Origin of the sequence: Pseudomonas sp. CAN1 (assembly GCF_030462585.1) — a bacterium.
Taxonomy (GTDB): domain Bacteria; phylum Pseudomonadota; class Gammaproteobacteria; order Pseudomonadales; family Pseudomonadaceae; genus Pseudomonas.
Genome location: NZ_JASMRU010000050.1, coordinates 1 through 21,517, shown reverse-complemented (window position 1 = coordinate 21,517; position 21,517 = coordinate 1). Strand labels below are relative to the sequence as shown.

Annotated in this window: 14 protein-coding genes; 8 read left to right on the top strand and 6 right to left on the bottom strand. The window is 55.9% G+C overall.

Annotated elements, in window-relative coordinates:
• The first annotated feature begins 98 nt into the window (after window positions 1-98).
• The gene (locus QO207_RS29730) at window positions 99-1,070 is read left to right on the top strand and encodes an aliphatic sulfonate ABC transporter substrate-binding protein (RefSeq protein WP_301535836.1); all 972 of its coding nucleotides are present in this window, start codon (window positions 99-101) and stop codon (window positions 1,068-1,070) included.
• 71 nt (window positions 1,071-1,141) lie between these two features.
• On the opposite strand, the gene QO207_RS29725 is transcribed toward QO207_RS29730, so the two are convergent.
• Window positions 1,142-1,570: a hypothetical protein gene (locus tag QO207_RS29725; protein ID WP_301535835.1), complete on the bottom strand. Its 429-nt coding sequence runs from the start codon at window positions 1,568-1,570 to the stop codon at window positions 1,142-1,144.
• 633 nt (window positions 1,571-2,203) lie between these two features.
• Here QO207_RS29725 and QO207_RS31575 point away from each other — a divergent pair.
• From QO207_RS31575 to QO207_RS29695, 7 genes are all read left to right on the top strand, one after another.
• Window positions 2,204-2,779 (top strand): DCL family protein, encoded by a 576-nt coding sequence (locus tag QO207_RS31575; RefSeq protein ID WP_367620493.1) that lies wholly within the window; start codon window positions 2,204-2,206, stop codon window positions 2,777-2,779.
• A gap of 142 nt (window positions 2,780-2,921) precedes the next feature.
• Window positions 2,922-4,127, top strand: a complete 1,206-nt coding sequence (locus QO207_RS29720) for a hypothetical protein (protein ID WP_301535834.1) — start codon at window positions 2,922-2,924, stop codon at window positions 4,125-4,127.
• Between the two features lie 402 nt (window positions 4,128-4,529).
• Window positions 4,530-5,765, top strand: a complete 1,236-nt coding sequence (locus QO207_RS29715) for a Druantia anti-phage system protein DruA (protein ID WP_301535833.1) — start codon at window positions 4,530-4,532, stop codon at window positions 5,763-5,765.
• An 18-nt stretch (window positions 5,766-5,783) separates the two neighbouring features.
• The gene (locus QO207_RS29710) at window positions 5,784-7,451 is read left to right on the top strand and encodes a hypothetical protein (protein ID WP_301535832.1); all 1,668 of its coding nucleotides are present in this window, start codon (window positions 5,784-5,786) and stop codon (window positions 7,449-7,451) included.
• Window positions 7,448-9,340, top strand: a complete 1,893-nt coding sequence (locus QO207_RS29705) for a hypothetical protein (RefSeq protein ID WP_301535831.1) — start codon at window positions 7,448-7,450, stop codon at window positions 9,338-9,340. The genes QO207_RS29710 and QO207_RS29705 overlap by 4 nt, the downstream gene beginning before the upstream one ends.
• A gap of 437 nt (window positions 9,341-9,777) precedes the next feature.
• Window positions 9,778-10,374: a hypothetical protein gene (locus QO207_RS29700; protein WP_301535830.1), complete on the top strand. Its 597-nt coding sequence runs from the start codon at window positions 9,778-9,780 to the stop codon at window positions 10,372-10,374.
• 14 nt (window positions 10,375-10,388) lie between these two features.
• On the top strand, window positions 10,389-15,896 hold the full coding sequence (locus QO207_RS29695; protein ID WP_301535829.1) for a DEAD/DEAH box helicase: 5,508 nt from the start codon (window positions 10,389-10,391) through the stop codon (window positions 15,894-15,896).
• A 177-nt stretch (window positions 15,897-16,073) separates the two neighbouring features.
• Here the strand turns inward: QO207_RS29695 and QO207_RS29690 are convergent, their stop codons facing one another.
• The 5 genes from QO207_RS29690 to QO207_RS29670 form a co-directional block, all read right to left on the bottom strand.
• The gene (locus QO207_RS29690) at window positions 16,074-16,352 is read right to left on the bottom strand and encodes a HigA family addiction module antitoxin (RefSeq protein ID WP_301535828.1); all 279 of its coding nucleotides are present in this window, start codon (window positions 16,350-16,352) and stop codon (window positions 16,074-16,076) included.
• A gap of 221 nt (window positions 16,353-16,573) precedes the next feature.
• Window positions 16,574-16,969, bottom strand: a complete 396-nt coding sequence (locus tag QO207_RS29685) for a hypothetical protein (protein ID WP_301535827.1) — start codon at window positions 16,967-16,969, stop codon at window positions 16,574-16,576.
• 8 nt (window positions 16,970-16,977) lie between these two features.
• A complete protein-coding gene (locus tag QO207_RS29680) occupies window positions 16,978-18,840 on the bottom strand; it encodes a hypothetical protein (RefSeq protein ID WP_301535826.1) in 1,863 nt (620 codons plus the stop codon).
• A 238-nt stretch (window positions 18,841-19,078) separates the two neighbouring features.
• Window positions 19,079-20,431 (bottom strand): tyrosine-type recombinase/integrase, encoded by a 1,353-nt coding sequence (locus tag QO207_RS29675; protein ID WP_301535825.1) that lies wholly within the window; start codon window positions 20,429-20,431, stop codon window positions 19,079-19,081.
• 182 nt (window positions 20,432-20,613) lie between these two features.
• A partial coding sequence (locus QO207_RS29670; RefSeq protein WP_301535824.1) for a site-specific integrase occupies window positions 20,614-21,517 on the bottom strand: 904 nt, incomplete at its 5' end.

Genomic DNA, 21,517 nt, shown 5'->3' with positions numbered 1-21,517 from the left:
TTTACCGGACCACCGGACGCCAATTTCTCCACCAGACCTGTCCGTGGTCCATCCCTCGTCATGCGGGTGGCCAAATCCGTATTCGAGGAGCTTCATCCATGTCCCGCAGCTTTTTCCTGCGTCGTTTCACCATTGGCCTGAGCGCCACTTTCGCCTTGTTCGGCGCACTGAATGCGCAGGCCGAAGAGACGTTGCGCATCGGCTTCCAGAAGTCATCGACGCTGCTGACCATCGTCAAAGCCCAGGGCAGCCTGGAGCGCGAGCTGGGCAAGCAGGGTATCAAGGTCACCTGGCATGAATTCCCCAGCGGGTTGCCGCTGCTGGAGTCGCTCAACGTCGGTAACGTCGACCTCTCGGCGGATGTCGCCGACACCGTTCCGGTGTTTGCCCAGGCCGCCGGCGCGCAGCTGACCTACTTCGCCCGGGAGACTCCGTCGCCCACTGCGCAGTCGATCCTGGTGCCGCAGGATTCGCCGCTGAAAACGCTGGCCGATCTCAAGGGCAAGCGCGTGGCCGTGACCAAGGCAGCCGGCAGCCATTACCTGCTGATTGCCGCGCTGCAGAAGGCTGGGCTGAAGTTTTCCGACATCCAGCCGGCGTACCTGACGCCAGCCGATGGCCGCGCCGCTTTCGAGAACCACAAGATCGATGCCTGGGTCACCTGGGACCCTTACGTGGCCAGTGCCCAGCGCCAACAGAACGCCCGTGTGCTCGCCGATGGCCAGGGCCTGGCCAGCTACCAGCGCTACTACCTGGCGTCGACCGCCTACGCCAAGGCGCATCCGCAAGTGCTCAAACAGGTCTTCGCCGAGCTGCAGAAAACCGGTCGCTGGGTAAAGGAACATCCCACCGACGCCGCCAAGGTGCTCGGCCCGCTATGGGGCAACCTGGACGTCGCCACCGTCGAGCAGGCCAATGCCCGCCGCAGTTACGACGTGCAGCCGGTGCACGCTGACGGGCTGGACGAGCAGCAACGCATCGCTGATGCGTTCTTTGCCCAGGGCCTGTTGCCGAAACCGGTGGATGCCCGCGCGGTGCCGGTCTGGCAGCCGGATGTGGCGAGCAACTGAGCATCTCTCGCTGCCGCCTGGCGCGAGTCGCTGGGTGGCAACCGGGCCTTCTATCTATTCAGGTTTTCTATCTAGAGTCTGGCGCCCTGGCGGGGCTGCCGGTGCGCGGCGAACAGACTTTCCGCATTGAAGCCGAGCTTCTGCAGCTCGCTGGCAAGCGCCAGGGACAACTCGTTATCGCCAGCATTCCGGCCAGGCGTGCGCAGGCGGCTAAGCAGAGGAGGGGAGGACTGGATCGCTTCGGGAGGGTTGATGTAGATGGTCAGCGCGTAGTCGCAAGGATCATCGGCGGCCTCCTCTGACGACTCGTCCTCGGGCCTTCCCCAGAGCACGTACTCGATATCCTTCTGCGCCACGCTGAAAGCTGGAAACTCATCGAACTTCCCGGCGCGTTCCAGCCTGACGCCCAGCGCCAGGGAAATCCGTTTCGCGACGTGCTCCAGCGAATGGGCATCCTGGATTCCAACACCCAGGTACGAGTGGTCGAAGGCAGTCTTCATCACGGCTGAGTCATCCGGCAAGGTTGGCCACGGGCAGTCACGAGCCGGCAAGAAAGCAGCGACTCGCACCAGGCACATGCACATGCACATGCACAGACATGGCGCTCAGTATCCCGACCTGACGAAAGCAGAACCGACGCACGATCGGGACGATCAGGCTTGAACACGACAAGAACAGTTCAACGACAAACTGCAGAAGCCAACGTGAGCGTTCCATGGCGAGAGCATGTGAATTGTTGTTTCCCATAATCTCGCTGGAGCAGCTGGCTGCTTTCCATCATCCATTCCTAAGAAACCGGCAGGGGTGATTCATACAGATATCCAAGCAGAGGTTCTGGCGTATCCGTATATGTAATTTAACTTATGGGCGATGTATTCCGTTCATGAACATCTAACCCATAGGCGCCGCAAGCCATTCGGCTCCACGATAGCTCCCAATGTTCATAGCTCCACGTTCATGAGAAACTCATGCACAGGAGCAGGCCTTTGCACGCCACGATTCTGTTGGCAGAGCTGAAAGGACGCGACGGGTGAGGAGATGCAAGTTTGTACTGGTTAGGGCCATTTCAGTACTCATCCAAACAAGAGCTGCTTGATGGGCTCAAGGTCTTCGTGGCCACCGCACCGGTTGGCATGGTTTCGCACAAAATTGCCATCCAGAAGCTTCATCTGCTCATTGCGCTACACCCAGACGCAGAGCGGAAGATTGGGTCAGGCATTGACCACTTCAAAGTCCAGCGGAATGTGCTAGGCGCAGGCCAGGGACTTTGGCTCGTTCGCAGCGACGGCACAGAAGAGTCGTTCTCCTACAAGCGCTGTATCACCGGTGTACGCCAATCATCCTACGGGAAGGTCTGCGAGGCGCTTAGGTTTTCGGTTCGCTCACAGCTAATAGCGTATAGAGAAACGCTGACGCTACCCGCTATATGTGCGATCAGCGGCGAAGAAATTGTGCATCGTAGTAATCTGCATATAGACCACAAAGTTCCGTTCTGGCGGCTGCTGCAGGCCTTCTCAGAGATACATGGCATTGACCTATCCGTGCTCGATACGGTGGGGAGCGGGGAGGGATTGGCCCTGGTTGATCAAGAGATCAGCAAGGCCTTTGAAACATTCCACTTGACCCACGCTGAACTCCAGCCATCCAGCAAAACTGCGAATATTTTGAAAGGAGGGAAATGCATCCGGAGTCTACGTCACGTGGGTTAGGCACGGAGCGGAACTCCTCGACCTGCTTGAGCAGTAGAGCTAACTTATATCGGTGCAGGGCTAAGTCCGCCCCTGGGTAAGGCGGAAAAATTGCGAAACCCCCAGCATTTGTTCGGAGAAAATAGTGATACAGATTCTAACCATGAAGATTGGAAGCATGCATGGCGGAGTTCTTGAGCAACTAGTTAGAAGATTACTGCCAAGGGCATCGAAGGACTATAAGGAGATAAGGGCAACATATAATTTCATGGGGCGCGAAACCTTAGGCCCTGTGGATTTGTTCGCGTATAAAATAGAAACCGACAGCTATTCGGCCATTATTTGCAGCGGTCAGATGAGCGGGGTAGAAAGCAAGATAATCTCAGATATTTCAAAGCTAAACTCTGAGAAATGCAAGATTAGAGACAAGATAGACGAGGTGGTAATCTGCATTTCCGCGCCAATCAAGACAGAGGAAGAAACATATAGAAAGGCATGCTCTGACAATGGTTGGAAAGCTACCATTTATCCTCTTTGCTCTTTGGCTCACTTGGCGCTTGAGAATCAGGATATCGCAGGAGACATATGTGCCGCGGAGATAGCCGGCGTTGTCAAAATGCTGGAGGCAAGTGATCGAAAGGAGAGAGAGGTCTATAAGGAAATGAATATCAAGGCGAGTCGATTTTACAATTGCGGGTCAAGAGTGGCGTCGATAAGGAAGGGGCTGGATATGTCGCCCAGTAGATTCATTGATTTGATTGAGTATGATAGCGAACAGCGGCTTAAGTATCTAGAGGACGAGACGGTAGAGGCTAAGTCTTCAGAAATTGAGCGCATTCATGCCGCTACAGGTGTTTCGGAGAGATGGTTGAAGCATGGCGAAGGGTGCATGTATGAAATTGAGACATTATCAACATATCATTGGCAAACTATAGCGTGGCTTAGAAGCTCCAATCCGAGCTCATTGTATTTGCTGATAAGCAGCAAGACGCAATCTTTGGTTTTGCTTGCTCATCTTCGCTCAATGCACTGGAAAATTTATGCATTAGGATTTTCGATAGACTTCTGGAATTGGTGGGGGGATGAGCACTACATTCCAGAGATTTATAGCATGTTTAGCGAGCTGGCTCATGACTATAAGAGTAGAATTTCAGGAAGGATTATTGATGAGAACTTAATGGCGAGCATTATGTCAGGCTCGACGCATCCGGCAGGGTTCTTGAAGAAAACCAATTCTTTCGGTTCAAATTGGTTTGATGATCTGCTGGATATACGGCATAAATACCCTATTTCTGAAAAATATGAGGCCTGGTATGGGGTATGGTTTGCACGGGCGCAAGAGTACTTCAGGAGATATGTTGCGGAGTAATGAGTTTTTCTTCTGGCGCATATATCGACAGCAGTGGCTGAAAGACAGCGAGTGAATTATGGCGCATTAATAGCCGACTCCTGTGGTAAGGCCATAATCTTTGGACGGAAACGATCAGGGCAGGTTTGGTGTCTGGCGATACGTTGCGGCAGTGGTCATACCAGGCAAGGGGGCTCAGTCAGGTATGCATGATTGCGGCGATGTCATTTTGATGGTTCATCTCTTCATAAAACGCTGGGGGCGGTGTAGGATCAGGAGCGATGTGGCAGCCACCTGCGTTCCCCCTCGACGTGGAGTGCTGGTGACACCAGCACGTATTTGCTTCTGGGTGCCTGAAGCGAAACAGCACGACCTTTATTCGTCTTCCTAGTTGAGATCAACTCCAAGCAAGGATGCAGCAACATGCCAATCGGCGGGGCGATTATTATTGGAGTCAATCCGAGAGAAGCAAACCTCAAACGAAAAGTGCGAGAGCATTTGCATCAATTAGGTTTTACGAGGACCCAGGAGGGCGCGCTATGCCCGCCTGGAAACGGTAAGGAAGCGATCCGTACTTTACACAGCGGCCAACGTGAAGAAAGGCTCAGCGCGAGCAAGCGCTTCATCGAGCGCAGCGGTGGCAAACTAATGCAATACTTTGCAGCTGGCCGCGAGGTTATGCCGGAAAAAATTTCCCCAGTTCTTGAGCGCGTGTCTTCCGGCACGTGGCAAAGCGACCTGTTCCGGTTAGCGTCACTGTCGTGGTCTGTCCCTGTGTCCAACGGTTTTGGCAGACGCCTGCGTTACCTTGTCTGGGATCAGACAAATGGCAAACTGATGGGGTTGATTGCCATAGGTGATCCGGTTTTCAACCTTGGCGTCAGAGACAAATTCATCGGCTGGGATACGGTGGACAGGGCTGCCCGGCTGGTCAACTTGATGGATGCCTATGTCCTTGGAGCGATCCCACCTTACAACGCCTTATTGGGCGGTAAGCTAGTCGCTTGCCTGCTTCGCAGTCGGGATATTTATGATGATTTTGCCAGTGTCTACGGAGGTTCTACGGGCATCATCTCGCAGGCCGAAAAAAATGCGCGTCTGCTGGCGGTCGTGACAACCTCGTCGATGGGGCGTTCCGCGGTCTATAACCGATTGAAACTGGATGGCACGGAGTACCTAAAGTCCATCGGCTTTACCGGTGGCTGGGGACATTTTCATATACCCGACTGGTTGTTTATTGAGCTTCGAGACTATCTTCGTGAACTCGACCATCATTATGCCGACCAACACGCCTTCGGCCAGGGCCCTAATTGGCGGTTACGCACCACGCGCGCGGCACTGAAGGCACTGGGCTTCAAGGACGATCTGATGCGCCACGGCATCCAGCGTGAAGTCTTCATCTGTCAATTGGCCGGCAACGCCGCGAAGCTCCTGCAATGCGGCAGCGGAAAACCAGACACCCAATCGCTGTTGTCGGTAGGTGAAATCGGTGAATTAGCGCTGAATCGATGGATGATTCCACGCTCAAGGAACAGGCCCGAGTTTCGCGATTGGAAGCCGACGGATCTCATTCACCTGTACGGCAGCCAAGCGTGCCATTTTTCAGCACCCAGCCACTTAGCCACCGAGTCGCGTTGCGTTGTAGGTTTACGCAGTTAAATGCGAAGGATATGAGCGATGGATTGCGCCATAGACCCGGTCAAGAATAAATCGGTTACCGCCGATATAGCGTCACGCACCGGCTATTATATTTGTTCCTACTGCCGCAAGCGGGTCGGACTTCGTTCGGGGCCAACGCGAAAAAACTACTTCGCTCATTGGCGTGGCGTGTCCTCTAGTTCCTGCCCCTATTTCATGTCGGGCTCACTGAACCACGTCAGTCATGACAAGGTTCAACCACTGCCAACGCGGCAGATGGACCTGCGCCTGCTGATAAAAAAAGGGGAGAACGCCGGGGCGTGGTGGATTGAATTAATCCTGCCCCCCTGTCGAGCATGTCATGCCTTCGTCAAACTCGATGTCGGCGGCAGGGTACAAAAGCTCGATATGCGGGGGATGGGCTCAGGCTTCAGGGTCATGGCCGAGCCCACGGCGAACGACTACAGGATCATGTCCTTCGAAGGCAAGCCGGACCCTTCGTTCGTAATGGAAGTTGCGCGGACGTGCCCAGGTCTACCTGCATTGGGTGCGGCCGCATTCACCGCTATTGGCCGAGGCGCCGAAAGGGGGTTTCCCCGCGCTCAAGGGCTAAATCGCTGCGAAACCTACGCCCTGCTATGGTCGGCACCGGTGACCCCGGAGTTCCCTGGAGAACTGCTGGTGGACAGACTCAAGTCGCGGCAAGGCTGGAATTTGGCCCTGGTCACAGTACCGGAAGCCCCCTCAGACGCCTGTATCAGTTGGCTGGAAGCCTTTACTCACCTGAGCGTGATGCCTGCCGCGCCTGCGATCACGACCATTTGGCCGTTCCTGAGCCGCAACGCGAGCATCAATACGGTTGAATATGTCGAGTCCGACGCGGTCATCCTGGCCGCCCATAGGATGCCGGGTAGCCCCCACGACGGCGGACCAACCTTACAGGCCTTCAATCAGCATGATCGCATTTCCGCAACAGCCCCCGATCGATCACCCGCGCTATTCACAGTGATACGCGCTGGAAGCGATGAATTCAGGGTCGGCAAGAGCGGTCACCCAGATGTCAACAAGTTTTTTTTCAAGAGCACATCGCTGGAACGAAGCTTTAAATACCCTACGGTGGATCTGGTCTTCATTGACGAGTGTGGCGAACGTCTTGTTGCCTCATTGCACCATAGGCAAAGCCAATCGTATGTGATGGCCACGAGAGCGGGGGAGCTGCATTTTGACTCCCTCATAATGCCGAGAGGGGCCAAAGGTAGGCTGGAGGTTGTCTCACCCAGTGGGCATAAGGAGTACCGCCGACTGGCGTCTAGCGAAGTGTCGGCTGACCACGCACCACAGGCATGCCAGTTGCCACCGGCAATGAATAGCCTGCTCAAACAATATCTCACTGACCCGCATTACCAGCTCTATTTGGATTTTGGCGGGTTGGGCCGGTTGGCCATCGGGGCTATACAACTGCCGGCCACTCCCACACCCGCTTTGCTGTCGCTTGGGCGATCCTTACGCTTGCGTCTGCAGAGCTTTCTATCCCAGCTACACGTCGGTGGGGTAACCGCAATCTCTGGCAGTGATCAGGCATTGGTCAGCGCGCTTGGTGCATCAGTGCCTAGGCCGGAGTTGCTCCCTCACTACCGTCAACTGGTGACTGCTGTGCGCGCCTGTGGATTTGAAGTTCGTTTTTCAGGAGATGGAGTCTTGCGATGAGCTACCTGTACAGCCAAGAGGCACGAGAGCGGATCTCGGCGCTCGGAGTCACGATGATTACCGAGTTCATCGAAGAGGTACCCCATGCCTTTCGCAAGTCGTTCTTCGACCGTCAAGCCTCGATCCCCGGGTTTAGGCGCGGGTCCCCGCTAGAAGTCAAGGAGAAACAACGGCGGTTGATCGGGCACCTGGTGCATCCTCAGCCGGGTCAGAAAGGGGAGGCAGACTGGCAAGCTTTCGCTAGCCTGTGGGTGGCGTGGGCAAAGAGCCGCTTGGACAGCGCGTTTCCTGCTGCAGACAAGTCACCCCGATCGGCAGACACAGGCGCTGAGTTCTTCAAACGATTAGCCGAGTTGTACCCGGACGCTCCTCGGGAAACGGTCGAGCGACTGGCCGCGTACAGCAGTTTCGCCGAAGACCCGGCGATGCAGGCAGCCCTGAACAGCTTTCATCCAGCGTCCGCCCTGGCCAGGGATCGCATGATCGATGGCTTGCCGGGGCGTTTGGATAAAATTGAGGGTTATTTTGAACTGGCCGAAACGGCGGCGGAGGAGACCGCTGAGCGCGTCGAACAACTGGAAGTGAATGTCACTGCAACGACTGAAACGGTTAAGCAACTGACGGGCAGTTTCGCTTGTGTTGACCATGATGTCGAAGCATTGCGTACTGCGCTGCACAGTGTCACTGACCGCTTGCAACAACTGAGCGAACTGGCCCAGTCAACTGCCGGGGCGCAGCAAGAGCTAACGCATGCGGTGGCGCGCGCAGACCTCCGCGGCGAGCACATGTCGACTGCGCTGGACTCCCTCTCGGTTCAGGTCGCAGACCTGGTGGCTGAGCGCGCACAGGTCCTAGCTTTCGAGGAAGCACTGACCACCCTTGGTGCACGCATTCCCGACTGGGAGGTCACGGCGGCCACCATTGCGGCGTTGCGCGAACGGCTCGACGAGCATGACTTTCGGTTTGCCAAACCGCGTGACGAGACGGGTGGCCAGACACGCGTACGCTTGATCGAGAACGAAGCGACCGGCCCGTTCGTTGAAGTCAGCTCTGTTGACGCCGCCTGGAAGGTCATAGCCAACAACCTGCAGGCATGCGGTGTAGTGAAGAACGATGCCAATCGTTGCGCATGGCACATCCTGGCAGCAGTCATTTCCGGCCAGTTGATTCAGTTCAGAGGGTCAACGGCTGACTTAATTGCAGATGCCGTGGCAGCAGCTGTAGGAGGGGCGATTTTTCATGAGTGGCGGGTTCCCGTCGGTCTTCTGTCGGAGGATGCCGCGACCGACTGCCTCGAAGTAGTGAGCGACTCGTCTGGATGCCTGCTGCTCAAGGGGGCCAACCGGTCTGCGTTTGAGGTGTATGGCAGTGCCATCCGCGATCTTGTGGCGCGTCGTCAGTTCACCCTGACGGTCGATACGCGTCTGGTTCTGATTGCGTCTTGGACTCACGGCCCTGCGGCATTTCCAGATGGCGGTACGTTGTCTGAACTCGGCCCCGTGTTTGATACGGATGAATTTGCTATGCGGGGGGTATCCGCCCAGGTGCCGCTGATGCAGTTTGGCCATCTGGCTGTGGAAGATTGGAAGGTCCTGCACGGCCCTGCCGAGAGCACGCTGTTGGCTCTACCGAGCACGCTGAGGGAGCGCCTTGCACAGGTAGAATTTATTCCTGGGAATCTGTGGCTACGAGTCGCTGACCGGGCATACGCCCAACTGCGACTGCTATCACCAGGCCCTTCGGAGCGAACGCTTCATGTGGTACTGAAGCAATGGGCACTGCCGTGGGCGCAATCCCTCGGGGGGCCGGTCGACGCAATTGCGCGTAGCGCCACCGAGCTTCTGAATGAAATTAACGCGCAGGCGGTCCATGCGGAGCGTGTTGAGTGAAGTGGCTAGGGAGCGATCGCGATGCCGCTCGGAAAACCCTGGCAGCCGGTTTGGGCTGTAGAGGTGACGGTGAAGGATTGAGGATCGCGGCGGTAGCTGAGTGCCTTCGGGTCGCATCCTATCTGTGTTCTGCGCCCAACACGGATCGGGAAACTTGGGTGCCTGCGACCACGCTCAGCTTGACGAGCCTCGTTCGCCGGCGTTTGCTCCCCCTGTGGCCGACGCTCGACGACGAGCAGGCCGCTGAGCCGGGTGTCAAAGCGATTTTGGAGAGCCTGGGTAAGCTAGGGGATCTGGTGCGGCTCGACGGCGGACGTTGGCTAACCCCTCCACCACAGGCGATCAGAACCGGGGGCCCGCTAGCGGTGATCACCGGCGGAGGGCCTGCCCAAACCTTTCCTTTCTCAATCACGATGCGTGGGGCAGGCAGGCTCAGGATGATCGACGTCGATGCTTGCGCAGGACGCATCGACCTCTGGGAGCCACAGGAATGGATTGGCGCACCGCTCGAAGGATTGCAGGAGTGGTCGATCCAATTATTGACGAAGGCCAAGGCGCAGTTGAAACCTGCGCTGAATGAGCTTGCGGACGTTTCAATCCGCACCAGTGGAAATTGGTCGGCACTGTCTGCCTGCGCGACCGCCGAAGGTCTCTTTCTTGCCAAATGTCGGACAGGTCCACGGTTTGAATACTTTGTGGCCCAGGTGTCACGAGGCCATCTGCGGCAGATGACCGGACTGCGACGGGATGAGGCGAGTCGCTTGCAGTTTTACCTCGACGCACAAGCCGGTTATCCCATGAAAGTTCAAGCGCATGTGTGGCAATCACACGTTCGACTGCGCCTGAGTCGTCATTTGCCGCGGGAAGAGGCACGAGCGCTGCTGCTGGGCTGGCAATTACCGCCGCCTAGCGGTGGCGGGGCAACCGCGACCAACTATGTAATACCGCGTGAGGTGTTTCCGCTCGTGCGCCAAGCGCTGACAGGGCTATGCGTGGACCTGACTGAACGTGAGTTTGCAGAGGGAAGACAATAATGGGAGGGATTTCGATGAATGAAGCGTCGGGTGTTCACGAGACAGCGAAAAGTTTGGCCGAAAGCCTTCGGCAATACATCGAAGCGCAATACCATATTCGTGATGAAGGGCTTGTCAGAGAGCGTCATGCTCTGCTATTGCGCCCTGAAACTATTGTTCAGACGCCTTATGTAGAAGCGACGGCGGTCTACAAAGTAGGCGATCTGTTCGAGCATCTCGCCATTCCGAAGATTGCCTCCGATACGCTCACTCAGTTGTCGCTCATGGGACTCGGCCTTTACCCCCGTCCCTACGAGCACCAATCGCAGGCGCTCACCGCATTTTTAGGTGCCGAGGCAGCGGATCTTGTCGTTGCAACGGGTACCGGTTCGGGCAAAACCGAAAGTTTCCTTATGCCAATTATTGGCCAATTGGCAATCGAGGGGCAGGAGCGGCCCAAGTCAGCGCAGTTGCCGGGTTGTCGGGCCCTATTGCTCTACCCCATGAACGCCTTGGTCAATGATCAATTGGCGCGGATCCGACGCCTCATAGGAAATACTGAGGCGTCGTCGATCTTGACGCAAAGCCGCTCCCAGCCGATCCGTTTCGGTAGCTATACCGGACGCACCCCGTATCCGGGAGAACGTTCCAAAGAACGCGACGAGCGTTTTATAGAGCCGCTGTTTGAAGAGTTCTATAACAAAGTGGCCGTGAAGCCTGCTGTGAAAGATGAGTTAGTCAGGATCGGACGCTGGCCGAGCAAGGATCTGGAGGGTTTTTATGGCGCCTCGGCCATTGAGACCAAGACCTATTCATCAGGGAAGAAGAAGGGCGACAACTTCACCAAAAAGCATTGGGCTGGCAGACTTCAGACCCAGCCCACTGATCGCGAGATGATGACGCGCCATGAAATGCAGGCGCGCTGTCCAGAGCTACTGATCACCAACTACTCCATGCTCGAATACATGCTCATGCGACCTATCGAGCGCGATGTATTCGATCAGACGAAGACTTGGCTCAAAGCGGATCCGCGCAACGAGTTCATCCTCGTTCTGGACGAGGCACATATGTACAGGGGGGCCGGTGGAGCAGAGGTGGCTTTGCTGATCCGGCGCCTCTGCGCGCGACTCGACATTCCACGAGAGCGCATGCGATGCATCATGACCAGTGCGAGCCTGGGGCCCGCAGACACCGCCGCGGTGGATGGAGAGCGTTTTGCGCGGGATCTGACGGGCTTGGCCGATACATCGCCACGACGCGTCAGGGTGATTCAGGGGACACCGGAGAAACGTTGCGTAGCACAGCCAGCGCCAGTAGCACAGCTTGAGGCGCTGGCAGATTTCAATCTGGCCGATTTTCAACGCTCGGCCGAGGACCTCGACGCGGCTACTGAAGCGGCGGCGCACCTCGCCCATCGGCTCGGCTGGAGCCAACCACCGCGCGGAGATAAAGCCGCGTTTCGCAACTGGTTGTTCGAGCATCTCACGGGATTTGAACCGCTGGAGAACTTGATTACCGCGGTATCGGGCCGTGCGGTTCGACTGGACGAACTGCGTGGTCGGCTGTTTGGCGATCACCCCTCGGTCGATGCGGAAAAAGCCACCGACGCGCTTTTGGCACTGGGTAGCTACGCACAACGGAGCACGGATGGCCGGGTACTGCTGCCCACGCGCCTGCACCTCTTTCACCGCGGATTGCCAGGCCTGTTCGCTTGCGTGAACCCTGCTTGCTCCAAGCGCCTAGCTCTTCATGACGGGCCCACCATCCTAGGCCGTTTGCACACGAAACCATCAACCCAGTGCGGCTGCGAGGCCAATGGCCGCGTGTATGAACTGCTCACACATCGTGACTGCGGAGCTGCTTTTTTACGTGGCTTTGTAAACGAGGACCAAGACTTCGTTTGGCACCAGCCCAGTGGCCCGTTATCCGACGGTGCGGTTTCTACGTTGATGCCGATCGAGTTGTGCGTGGAAGACGCCATCCATCCTCGCAGTCGACATATCGAGAAATGGCTACATATGGCCAGTGGCAAGCTCTCGGATGAACAGCCGAGCGACGAAACTGGGTTCCGCAGGGTCCGTGTACCGGACAAGGCGGCGGACGCCGGCAATCTGACTTTTGACCACTGCCCGGTTTGTACCCGTAAGATAAAAAACGCCAAAGACGCTCCATCAAAAATCATGGATCACCTTACCAAGGGTGAGGCGCCGTTCACTGCGCTCGTTCGGACGCAAATGGCGAAACAACCCGCCAGTCGAGCCAAAGATAAACGGCACCCGAACGCCGGTCGCAAGGTGCTGATTTTCTCAGACGGTCGGCAAAAGGCCGCTCGGCTAGCACGTGATATTCCACGTGATATTGAGCTCGACGTGTTTCGACAAGCTGTCGCATTGGCTTGTCACAAGCTCAGGGGGTTACAAAAACCCGCCAAGCCCACGGCCTTACTCTATCTAGCTTTTCTTTGCGTCTTGAACGACCACGACCTACCAATGTTCGACGGCGGTGATTCGAGACGAGTCGAGAATGCACGCAAATTACTTGATGACAATTATGATTCCGATCTGGTCGAAGCCATTGAGGCAAGTTTTACGCCACAGGAAATCCCGGCGCGCTACCAGATTGCCCTCCTCAAACTTCTTTGTGGCAACTATTACTCACTGACGGGGACAATGGTCGGCTTCGTTGAGCCAACCCCCCAAAAATTGCGAAAACTCAGCCAGCACTTGTCGGCGGCCGGGCTAGCGATCAGCGATGCAAACCTCCGTGAATTGGCGGTAGGGTGGATTGACTCGATGTTACAGGAGTATGCCTTCGACAAATCCATTGAGCCGGTCTATCGCTGGAAGGCAGCCGGTTATGCCAACTCGGCGTGGGGGAGCACCGGTCAGTTTGGAAAAGCTTTAAAGGAGAGTCTGTCAAACCATTTCAGTTGGCCAATTGAGGCTTTACAGCGTGTTGAATCGATCTTCCGAGATCAATTGGCGGAAGAGTTCGAAGGTTTCTGGTTCCTGGTGCCTGACTCCTTAGCGGTGGTCGTCGACTTGGCCCACTGCTGGGCGCAATGCGCTGACTGTACTGCACTGACGCCCTTCGCCTTGGCCGGCAAGGTATGTATGGCGTGCGGCAGCGACGCAGCGTCGCCCCTTGATCCGAAGAACAGCGACTATGTCACAGCGCGTAAAAACTTCTGGCGGCTTCCAGTGGCTAGGGCCCTAACGCCAGGCGCCGAGCTGTCCAACATGAGCGTCGAAGAACATACCGCACAATTGTCGAACCGTGACCGTAGCCGGGTGCACGCGACCACAGAACTCTATGAGATGCGGTTCCAAGACGTGCTGATTGAGGATCGAGATCGCCCGATCGATGTCCTCAGTTGCACAACGACCATGGAGGTAGGCGTCGACATCGGTTCGCTGGTCGCCGTAGCGCTGCGGAACGTCCCTCCGCAGCGGGAAAACTACCAGCAGCGCGCCGGTCGGGCAGGGCGGCGCGGTTCGTCGGTTTCAACTGTAGTCACCTACTCACAGAATGGTCCGCACGACAGCCACTACTTCTTGAACCCGGCACGTATCGTGGCCGGTCCGCCTCGTACACCGGAGGTGAAGATCGATAATGCGAAAATCGCCCGCCGGCATATTCACGCGTACCTGATCCAGACTTTTTTCCATGAAATCATGGCGCAATGCACCGGTGCGTTGACTGAGAAAAACTCGTCACTGCTCAAAGCGCTGGGACCGACTGAGGATTTCTTCTGCAGCACCGAGCAAACCGGCCCCACCTTGAACAGCTTCGAAGCTTGGGTAGCTCGTCGGGTGCTGGCCAGTGACGGAGATCTGCGCGAGTCCATTGTCGCCTGGCTGCCGCCGGGGTTGGATACTCGCGGGCTTTCATTGATGGAATGGCTGGCTGACACCAGTAAGGGCTTGCTGGTCGAACTCAAAAAGCTGGGCGCAACCGTCGAAGCGACTACGACGCATGAAGTTTCCGCTGACCAAGAGATTCAGGATGGCGAAAATCCCCCATCAAGTATCGAACAGGCGGAACTTCTGGAATTCTTGTTTTTCCACGGCTTGCTCCCCAGCTACGCGTTTCCGACCAGTCTTTGCAGCTTTCTCGTGGAAAAGTTCAGCAAAAACGCTCGGGATCGATGGGAAGTGCGTACGGTGCAACGCCCGCAGCAGTCCATCATCAAAGCCCTGAGCGAGTACGCCCCGGGGCGCCTGATCGTCATTGACAAGAAGACCTATCGCTCAGGCGGTGTCTTTGCAGATCTACCAGCGGGTGTCGTAAATCGTGCAGGCCCTCTCTTCGAGAACAAAAAGCCGCACACCCACTGCAAAGCCTGCTCTTTCGTACGTGACCCTAATCGCTCAGCTAAAGATCAGATGACCTGTCCCGTCTGCGGCCAACAGTTGGTGACTGAACAAATGATCGTGCCACAGGTGTTCGGGCCGGAGGGCGCTGCCGATTTGCCGGAAAATGACCGCGAGCAGGAAATCACCTACGCGACGATGGCCCAATTGCCGCAACCCGTCGATCCGGAGATTTTCAGCTTTTCGGCCTGCGGTCCGTATGCAAGCTTCACCCATGCTGTCGACCGCACGCTTGTCACCGTCAACCGAGGCAAGGAAGGTACAGGGGAAGGGGGGTTTTCAGTCTGCATGGAATGCGGCCATGCCTCGGTCTTTGATCAAGAAGCGAAGGCGGGAGCCCATGACCGCCCCTACAGGCAACTCGGTCCAAAAGGAACACCGCCGAAGTGCTCTGGCCAGTTCGCACGTGTATTGCTGGGCCATCACTTCAACACGGATCTTCTGCTGTTACGAATCAAAATCGCAGAACCGATCGTAACCGATACGGTAAACGGGGTAGTGTTGCATATTCTCGAAGATGCTTTGCATTCACTTGCGGAGGCGCTCCGGCTAGCGGCCAGTCGACATCGGCAACTGGATCTGGATCCTGCCGAATTCGGCTCTGGCTTCAGGATTGAGCCCGCGCTGCAAGATGAGGCCCGTATCTTGGATGTCTTTTTGTACGACACTTTATCTGGGGGCGCAGGATATGCAGAGATCGTAGCGCGGCACATGGCCGAGATTTTGGACGCGACGCTTGAGCTGTTGGAAAGTTGTACATGCGAGACTTCCTGCACAGAATGCCTCAACCACTTCCATAACCAACACCTTCAACACCGTCTTGATAGGCATTTAGCGGCAATGCTCTTGCGTTATGCGATACGTGGCGAGGTTCCGGCCTGTTCATTGGCCACCGGCCAGTTGGAGAAACTCGCTCAGCTTCGATCCAGCCTTGAGTTGGCAGGATATACCTGTCGGGTCGGCTCGATTCCGTCTGCGCCATTGCTAGTTGAGCAACAGGGTAAAACCGTGGCGGTGGGGTGCTATCCGGGCCTGATCGATAGCATTGAGCGTCAGCAACCCAGCACCAGCACAGCAGGTGTTGTCACGATAATCGGACTCAACGAGTATCTACTACGTTCGGATCTCGCGAGCGCCCAACTGAAAGTTCAAACACTTTTGAAAGCGTAGCTTTGGCGCTTAAACCGCCCACTCAGTTAGGTACGGTGCGTAACTGAGTGCGGCATCTCGTGAGATATCAAATGTTGTACCGATCTTGGCAGACAAATCATCGTGATGAACAACTCCCAAGCTAACACGACAGGATCGGTGCTGCGCTGAGTGCACGGAGGCGGCGCGAGAGCTCAGTCAATATATTCGTTGAATGGCTGGTTGCTCACGCCGTCGAGCCTGCGATAGATCGTAAGCCGCTTGCATCGCCATCCAGTGGCGGGCGGTGCCAATTCCGGCAAGCTCGAGGCGAACAGCCAGATCTGCCTCTATCGCAGCGCGACGCTCCAGAACAGCCAACAGCGCGATTTCCGGATAGCTAAGGTGCTTTGCTAGATCGGAACAATTAAGACCAAGAGCGGGCAGAGAGTCCTCGGCAAGCAAGTCGCCCGGATGTGGAGGGTTGTGCATGGCCATCGATCAAAGCCTCTTGAGCGCGTCGGAACTGCAATTTTGCTGAGAAGGCCCCATCATCGCAATGCCGTTGACTCGGTCGTTGGGGTTCAGGACCACTTGCTTGAGCAGGGCATGGGAGTTCTTCATCACCAGCAAACCGTAAAGCTTTACGCAGGCCTACCTTTGTTTCGTACGGCTACTTTCATGATAGGCCGAGCGGAGGCACGCAATGAGAGTATTCGTTACAGCTTGCGCAAGGGGGCTAGTACTTCTTCTAGATCGAGCCCCCTCGCCAGACAATTTTGCGAAATCACAGACAGGGCCTCGTAAAGCCGGTCTCGCTGCTTGATCAGTGAAGCATTCTCTGCCAACAAGTGGGCAATTCGCTCTTCGAGGCTTCTGCGGCGGCGCTCGCGGTCAGGATCTTTACCGCTCTCTCGTAGCTGCGCGACGCGGGCGGACTCGATTCTCCTTCCACGTTCGCCCACTAAGGTGGCGCGACTCGTCAGACCAAGACGCCGCTGCACTTCAGAACGTGAAATGGGCGCATGCTCAATCCCCAGGCTGATCATTTGGGAGAGGAGGGCGTCTATAGCGTCATCCAGGGCTGTGCCTCTTAAAGGTTGTCGTTGCACCATTTTGGCCTCTACTCATCCGAAACTGAGCTGTGGCGTTTATCTGCATCTGACATCGTCATCGGAAGTCCTGCAGGAAACACCTGCTGCACCCCGGCGCCGGATTCGCGCGCGAGAGCGGTCCTCAGATTGTTGAGCTTGCGCTCCTGGTCCATTAGCCATACATCGCTGCCAGCCTCACCTGTCCCGCCGTCTCGCATGATGATAATGGCGTTGGACAATCGCTCTGCTAATTCCTGAAGGTTTTTCCGTTCAGCCGGTGTGCCTACCAGGTGCAGATGTGAGCAACCGTTCCAACATTGCAGGTGCTTAGGACAGGGTGCCTGGGAAAAGTCGTGGACACAGCCGCCAAAAGGCGTGACGTGCAGTGCCGTCGCATGCACAGTGAGAAATGCCTCTGCGGCCATCGTGCCTCTGCTGTGCAGGAGAGTGTGATAACTGTCGGTCAACGCTCCCTGAATCGTCGCCTTTCTAATGCCCGCATGCAGAAAATCGATGCGTTCGCGATGGCTATCGAACGCCAGAAATTCTTGGTGCGCGGAGGTGGATTCTTCGATGCTGGTGTGCTGATAGAACTTATTCTGTTCAAGGCGCTTGCGCCCGAGAGCCAAGGCTTGCTGAGCATCGCTCATGCCGGTCAGGTGATAGATGGTATTACGCCAATGGCGGGGTTGATGACTCGTCAGTTTAATTGGACTCCCGTCGGCCTCGACCAGCCCACGACGCGAAAAAACCGACGGGTAACGGGGATCTGCGCCGAGCGCCCGGTTAATATCTACTAGCAAGACTCGGCGTGGAAGCACGCGAAACACATTGTCCCCACGGCCACCAAAACGAAACTGGCCATCGAAAGCAATGGCAAGCGTTTCGCTGGTCTTGAGGACAATGCGAAGTTTGCCTTGGACAGTCTCTGTAAGTGCCTCATGGCCCCGCAGCTTGGGCGCAATCAAACATTCGATTTCACCCGCCACATACCTCCTTCTTACAGGCTTTCCTTGTCGATGCTCAGATTCATCGTCGTACGGATGAATACCATTCCGAGATAGATACAAGTACAAATGTCGGCGCGCGCTCTTCTTATCGCTAAACCCAAGCCAGTCCAGTACTCGGTCTTCGGATATGACGAACTGTGGCGGATGCTCCCAGATGCGGCCTGGATGGCATTCTTGCCACTTCGCAACTTCCCGTTGCTCCTTCGTCAGCACCTTCAAGCGCTCAACTGCGCGCCTAGCTAACGGGATGTCGCTCTCGGCGAGCCAGTGAACGCGAGATTGGAACTGCTTCTCCGCAAAGTAGCGAATCCCACATTCAACGAGCGGCTTGCCATGGGCGTCCAGCACAATGTCACCCGTTGAACCTTTAATCGGTCGTTCGACCCAGCAGTCATAGGGAATGACCGCCACTTCGTTACCCCGCTGCCCAGTCGCGATCAACAGATCAATCAGCCGCAGCAAAATCTCTTCCCCGGCACTCAAGGGATGGTTAGTGCATTGTGCATAGGCCTCCATGGCCTCGCGAGACGGTAACTTATCGTCAGACTTACGTTGTTTAACCGCGCGATCAGGGTCATGCAAGGAAATGTAATCGTGACGCGGCTTCTCCGGTCGTACTTGATGTTCAAAATGAATAGCAATCTCGGTCAGTTGCAGCATATCCATCGTGTCGGCGATCACCTTGAGGTGCGAGATCGCGTCATAGAGGTTCTTGTAACCACTCTCGCGAAGAAAGCCCACGACTCGATCAAAGTCGCTACGGGCTAATCGGGACGGGTGTGTCTCTTTTCGTTCGAAGAGCGGGTTGTACAACCTCTTGGCTGCGATGTTGTAGGCCTCAACCATCGACAGGCCCAATCCCCGCGTGCGTTGCAAGTGCACGATGATGGCCTTGCAAAAATCTTGAAAGACCGGGGGGAGGGGAGCCTTAGGCGGGGCAGGGTACCCAGTTTGCTCGAGCGACTGTCGGTGGGTTTGGAAGGTTATGGCTCGTACTTTCTGCCGCTGAGGTAGCCAATTTTCAACTGCCCACTGGACCGATTCCCATGGTGTCTCAACGGGCAATGTCTGGAAAATAGCGCGCTCTTGATTCACGAACGTTTCAAGGTTCTGCCGAGCTCTAGACTGGGTCATTTTCGGTGCCCCCCGTATGCTTGCGGCAACGCTCGATTGTGGCAGTCACTGCGAGAATCGTGACCTGGTGTTGTGCCAAAGGTCGATTGTGGCTGAGATCGCCAGCTCGTTCGGCCATATCGATGAAGCGTTGCGCTTCCCGTTGCAGGGCCTCTTTCACCTGCTCATGACGACCGTCTGCGAAGGGGTGAAATTTCCTGCAGGTGTAGCAGGCATAGACCGGGTTATAAGGGCAGTGAGTGTGAGTGGGGAGGGCACACGCACCGATGTCGCCGATGTATTGCAAATCGACTACGCCACGGACCTCTCGCTCAGTCGGTATATCGTGACGTTCTAGGATTTCTCCGGTCAGGAGGCTGCGCATGATGCGTTGATAGGCAGGGCTCTTACCGAGCGCCTTCTCTTTAATGCGTGCAATATTCGGCGTCGCAGTGACATAGGCGCGCGCCGCGACTGTACTATTGTGGCCAAGCAACTCGGCGATCATAGCTGCGGGCGTGCCTTGATCCGCCAAGCCTTGGCCGAGGTGATGGCGCAGTAGCATAGACACCTGGTTTGGTCGGTCTATACCGGCTTTGCGCAACTCATGCTTGAGGCCATTACCGATCTCCAATGCTGACAGGCGCGATCCGGACGGACGGACAAACATGGCCTCGCATGCGTTGCCAAAGCGACGCTCAAGCGCCGAAACATGCTGTTCAAACTTTTCACCTAACCGGGACGTAATCTTGCGAGGCCGGCGCTCCGGCCGACGCTGGCCGACTTTCTTGGCCATTGGTAGCCAGAGGGTGTAGTACTTATCGTGAGCGGAGGTTTCTACGATTTCAAAGTCAGACACATCCAGCGAGTGAAATTGAATTGACCGGGGTGCCAATTCGAAGCCCAGATGAAGCATTACGTTGAGTTGAAAGTCCTGCCAGTCTTCCAGTGAATCTCTTGCGATTCGTTTGAGTAAGCGAATTTCCTCATCAAGCTCCAGGCCGGACTGGGAAAGAAATATTCGAGCATATGGGTCTATATGCTTGCTCTTTATGGTCTTTATGGCCAAATAAGTTTCTTTATTAAATCCCTGAATTCCTCTATTTAGCGCCCAGCGATAGAGTGTCCGAAAGAATATGAGGCTCTCTCTGAAACCTCTCCAGCCGCTGACGGTTTCCACTACTTGCCGCTGCGTCCAGGGGAATATCATTGCAATAGAGCTGTCTGCTAGTCGACTTAGAACTCCCGAAATTTTAAATGCTGTAACCGGAGCGTACTTTTCCAAGGCATGAGCCATAAAGGCTTTCGCAATCTCCAAAAACTCCGAATTCAGTTTGAGCTTGGACCAGTTGATTGACATTGCGGAGCCACCGTCATACCAAGTCCAGACACTTGTCCGGGTATCTACATATCGGGGTTGATCGTTAGTGCGTGTGCGAATGGTAATCCGGACTGGCCCTCGAAACACATAGGGGGGCGAGGGGGAGGCGGGTGGAATGCGATCTTGGTCGGCAGACTCAGTCACGGTAGATCTCCTACTACCTAAGGATCGTCGAGCCGCCTCCACGCTGCCGAGGTCCGTTGAGCATTGTGAAGGCTAGCCGACTTCGCGAGATAGCGACTTGCATAACGACGTGGCATGGTCGAGATATCGGACCAACCGCAGACCCGTCGAAGCTCATCCATCGCCCGTTCTAATTCAAAATTTCGTGTCTCAACCAAATAGGCCAAGAAACGGTCGGCGAAAGTATGGCGAAAGTCGTGTGCGGAAAGACTAGGCAATAATTTCGGGTGTGCCAGCTCAATGGTCAGAAATAGTCGATCGAAGACGTTCGCTAAAGCACGGATCGACAGTGGGCGGCCACGATCCGATATAAATAGATAGTGAAATGGCAACTTTATTCGCTTGCCATTTCGTATTGGGCGACGCTCGCACTGTATGTAGCACTCATAAACCTCATACAGCTGCGCAGAGATACCCACGGTCCGGCTGTGCGTTTTCAGCGCTGGCTCTTCGGCACGCGGGTCGCCTGGGTCATGCTCACGATCATTGATACTTACATAGGCATGCTGAGAGCCCTGGTTGATATCCGTCGTGTAGAGCTTTAGGAGTTCCCCGCGGCGCATGCCGGTCTCGAGCAACAATTCGATTATCAACCAATTGCGCAGTTGCACCCTCTCCGGGAAGGGATTTTCCGTGGCGCCGGGCCGGATCAATGTACGGATGATCTCCAACTGCGCATCTGTCAGGCTGCGGTAGCTTACTTGCTGGGGCCGAGCCTGGACGATGTGACTATCGAAGCGACGCTCAATGGCCTCAGCGACATCAACAAACGCGACATTGATCGCTTTGTGGGTGACGGCATTATGTGAGGTGCGTGACAGGTAGCGGGTGGCTGACCAGGCTATGTAGCGTTTCAGCAGACCCAGGTACTGGTCACGGGTG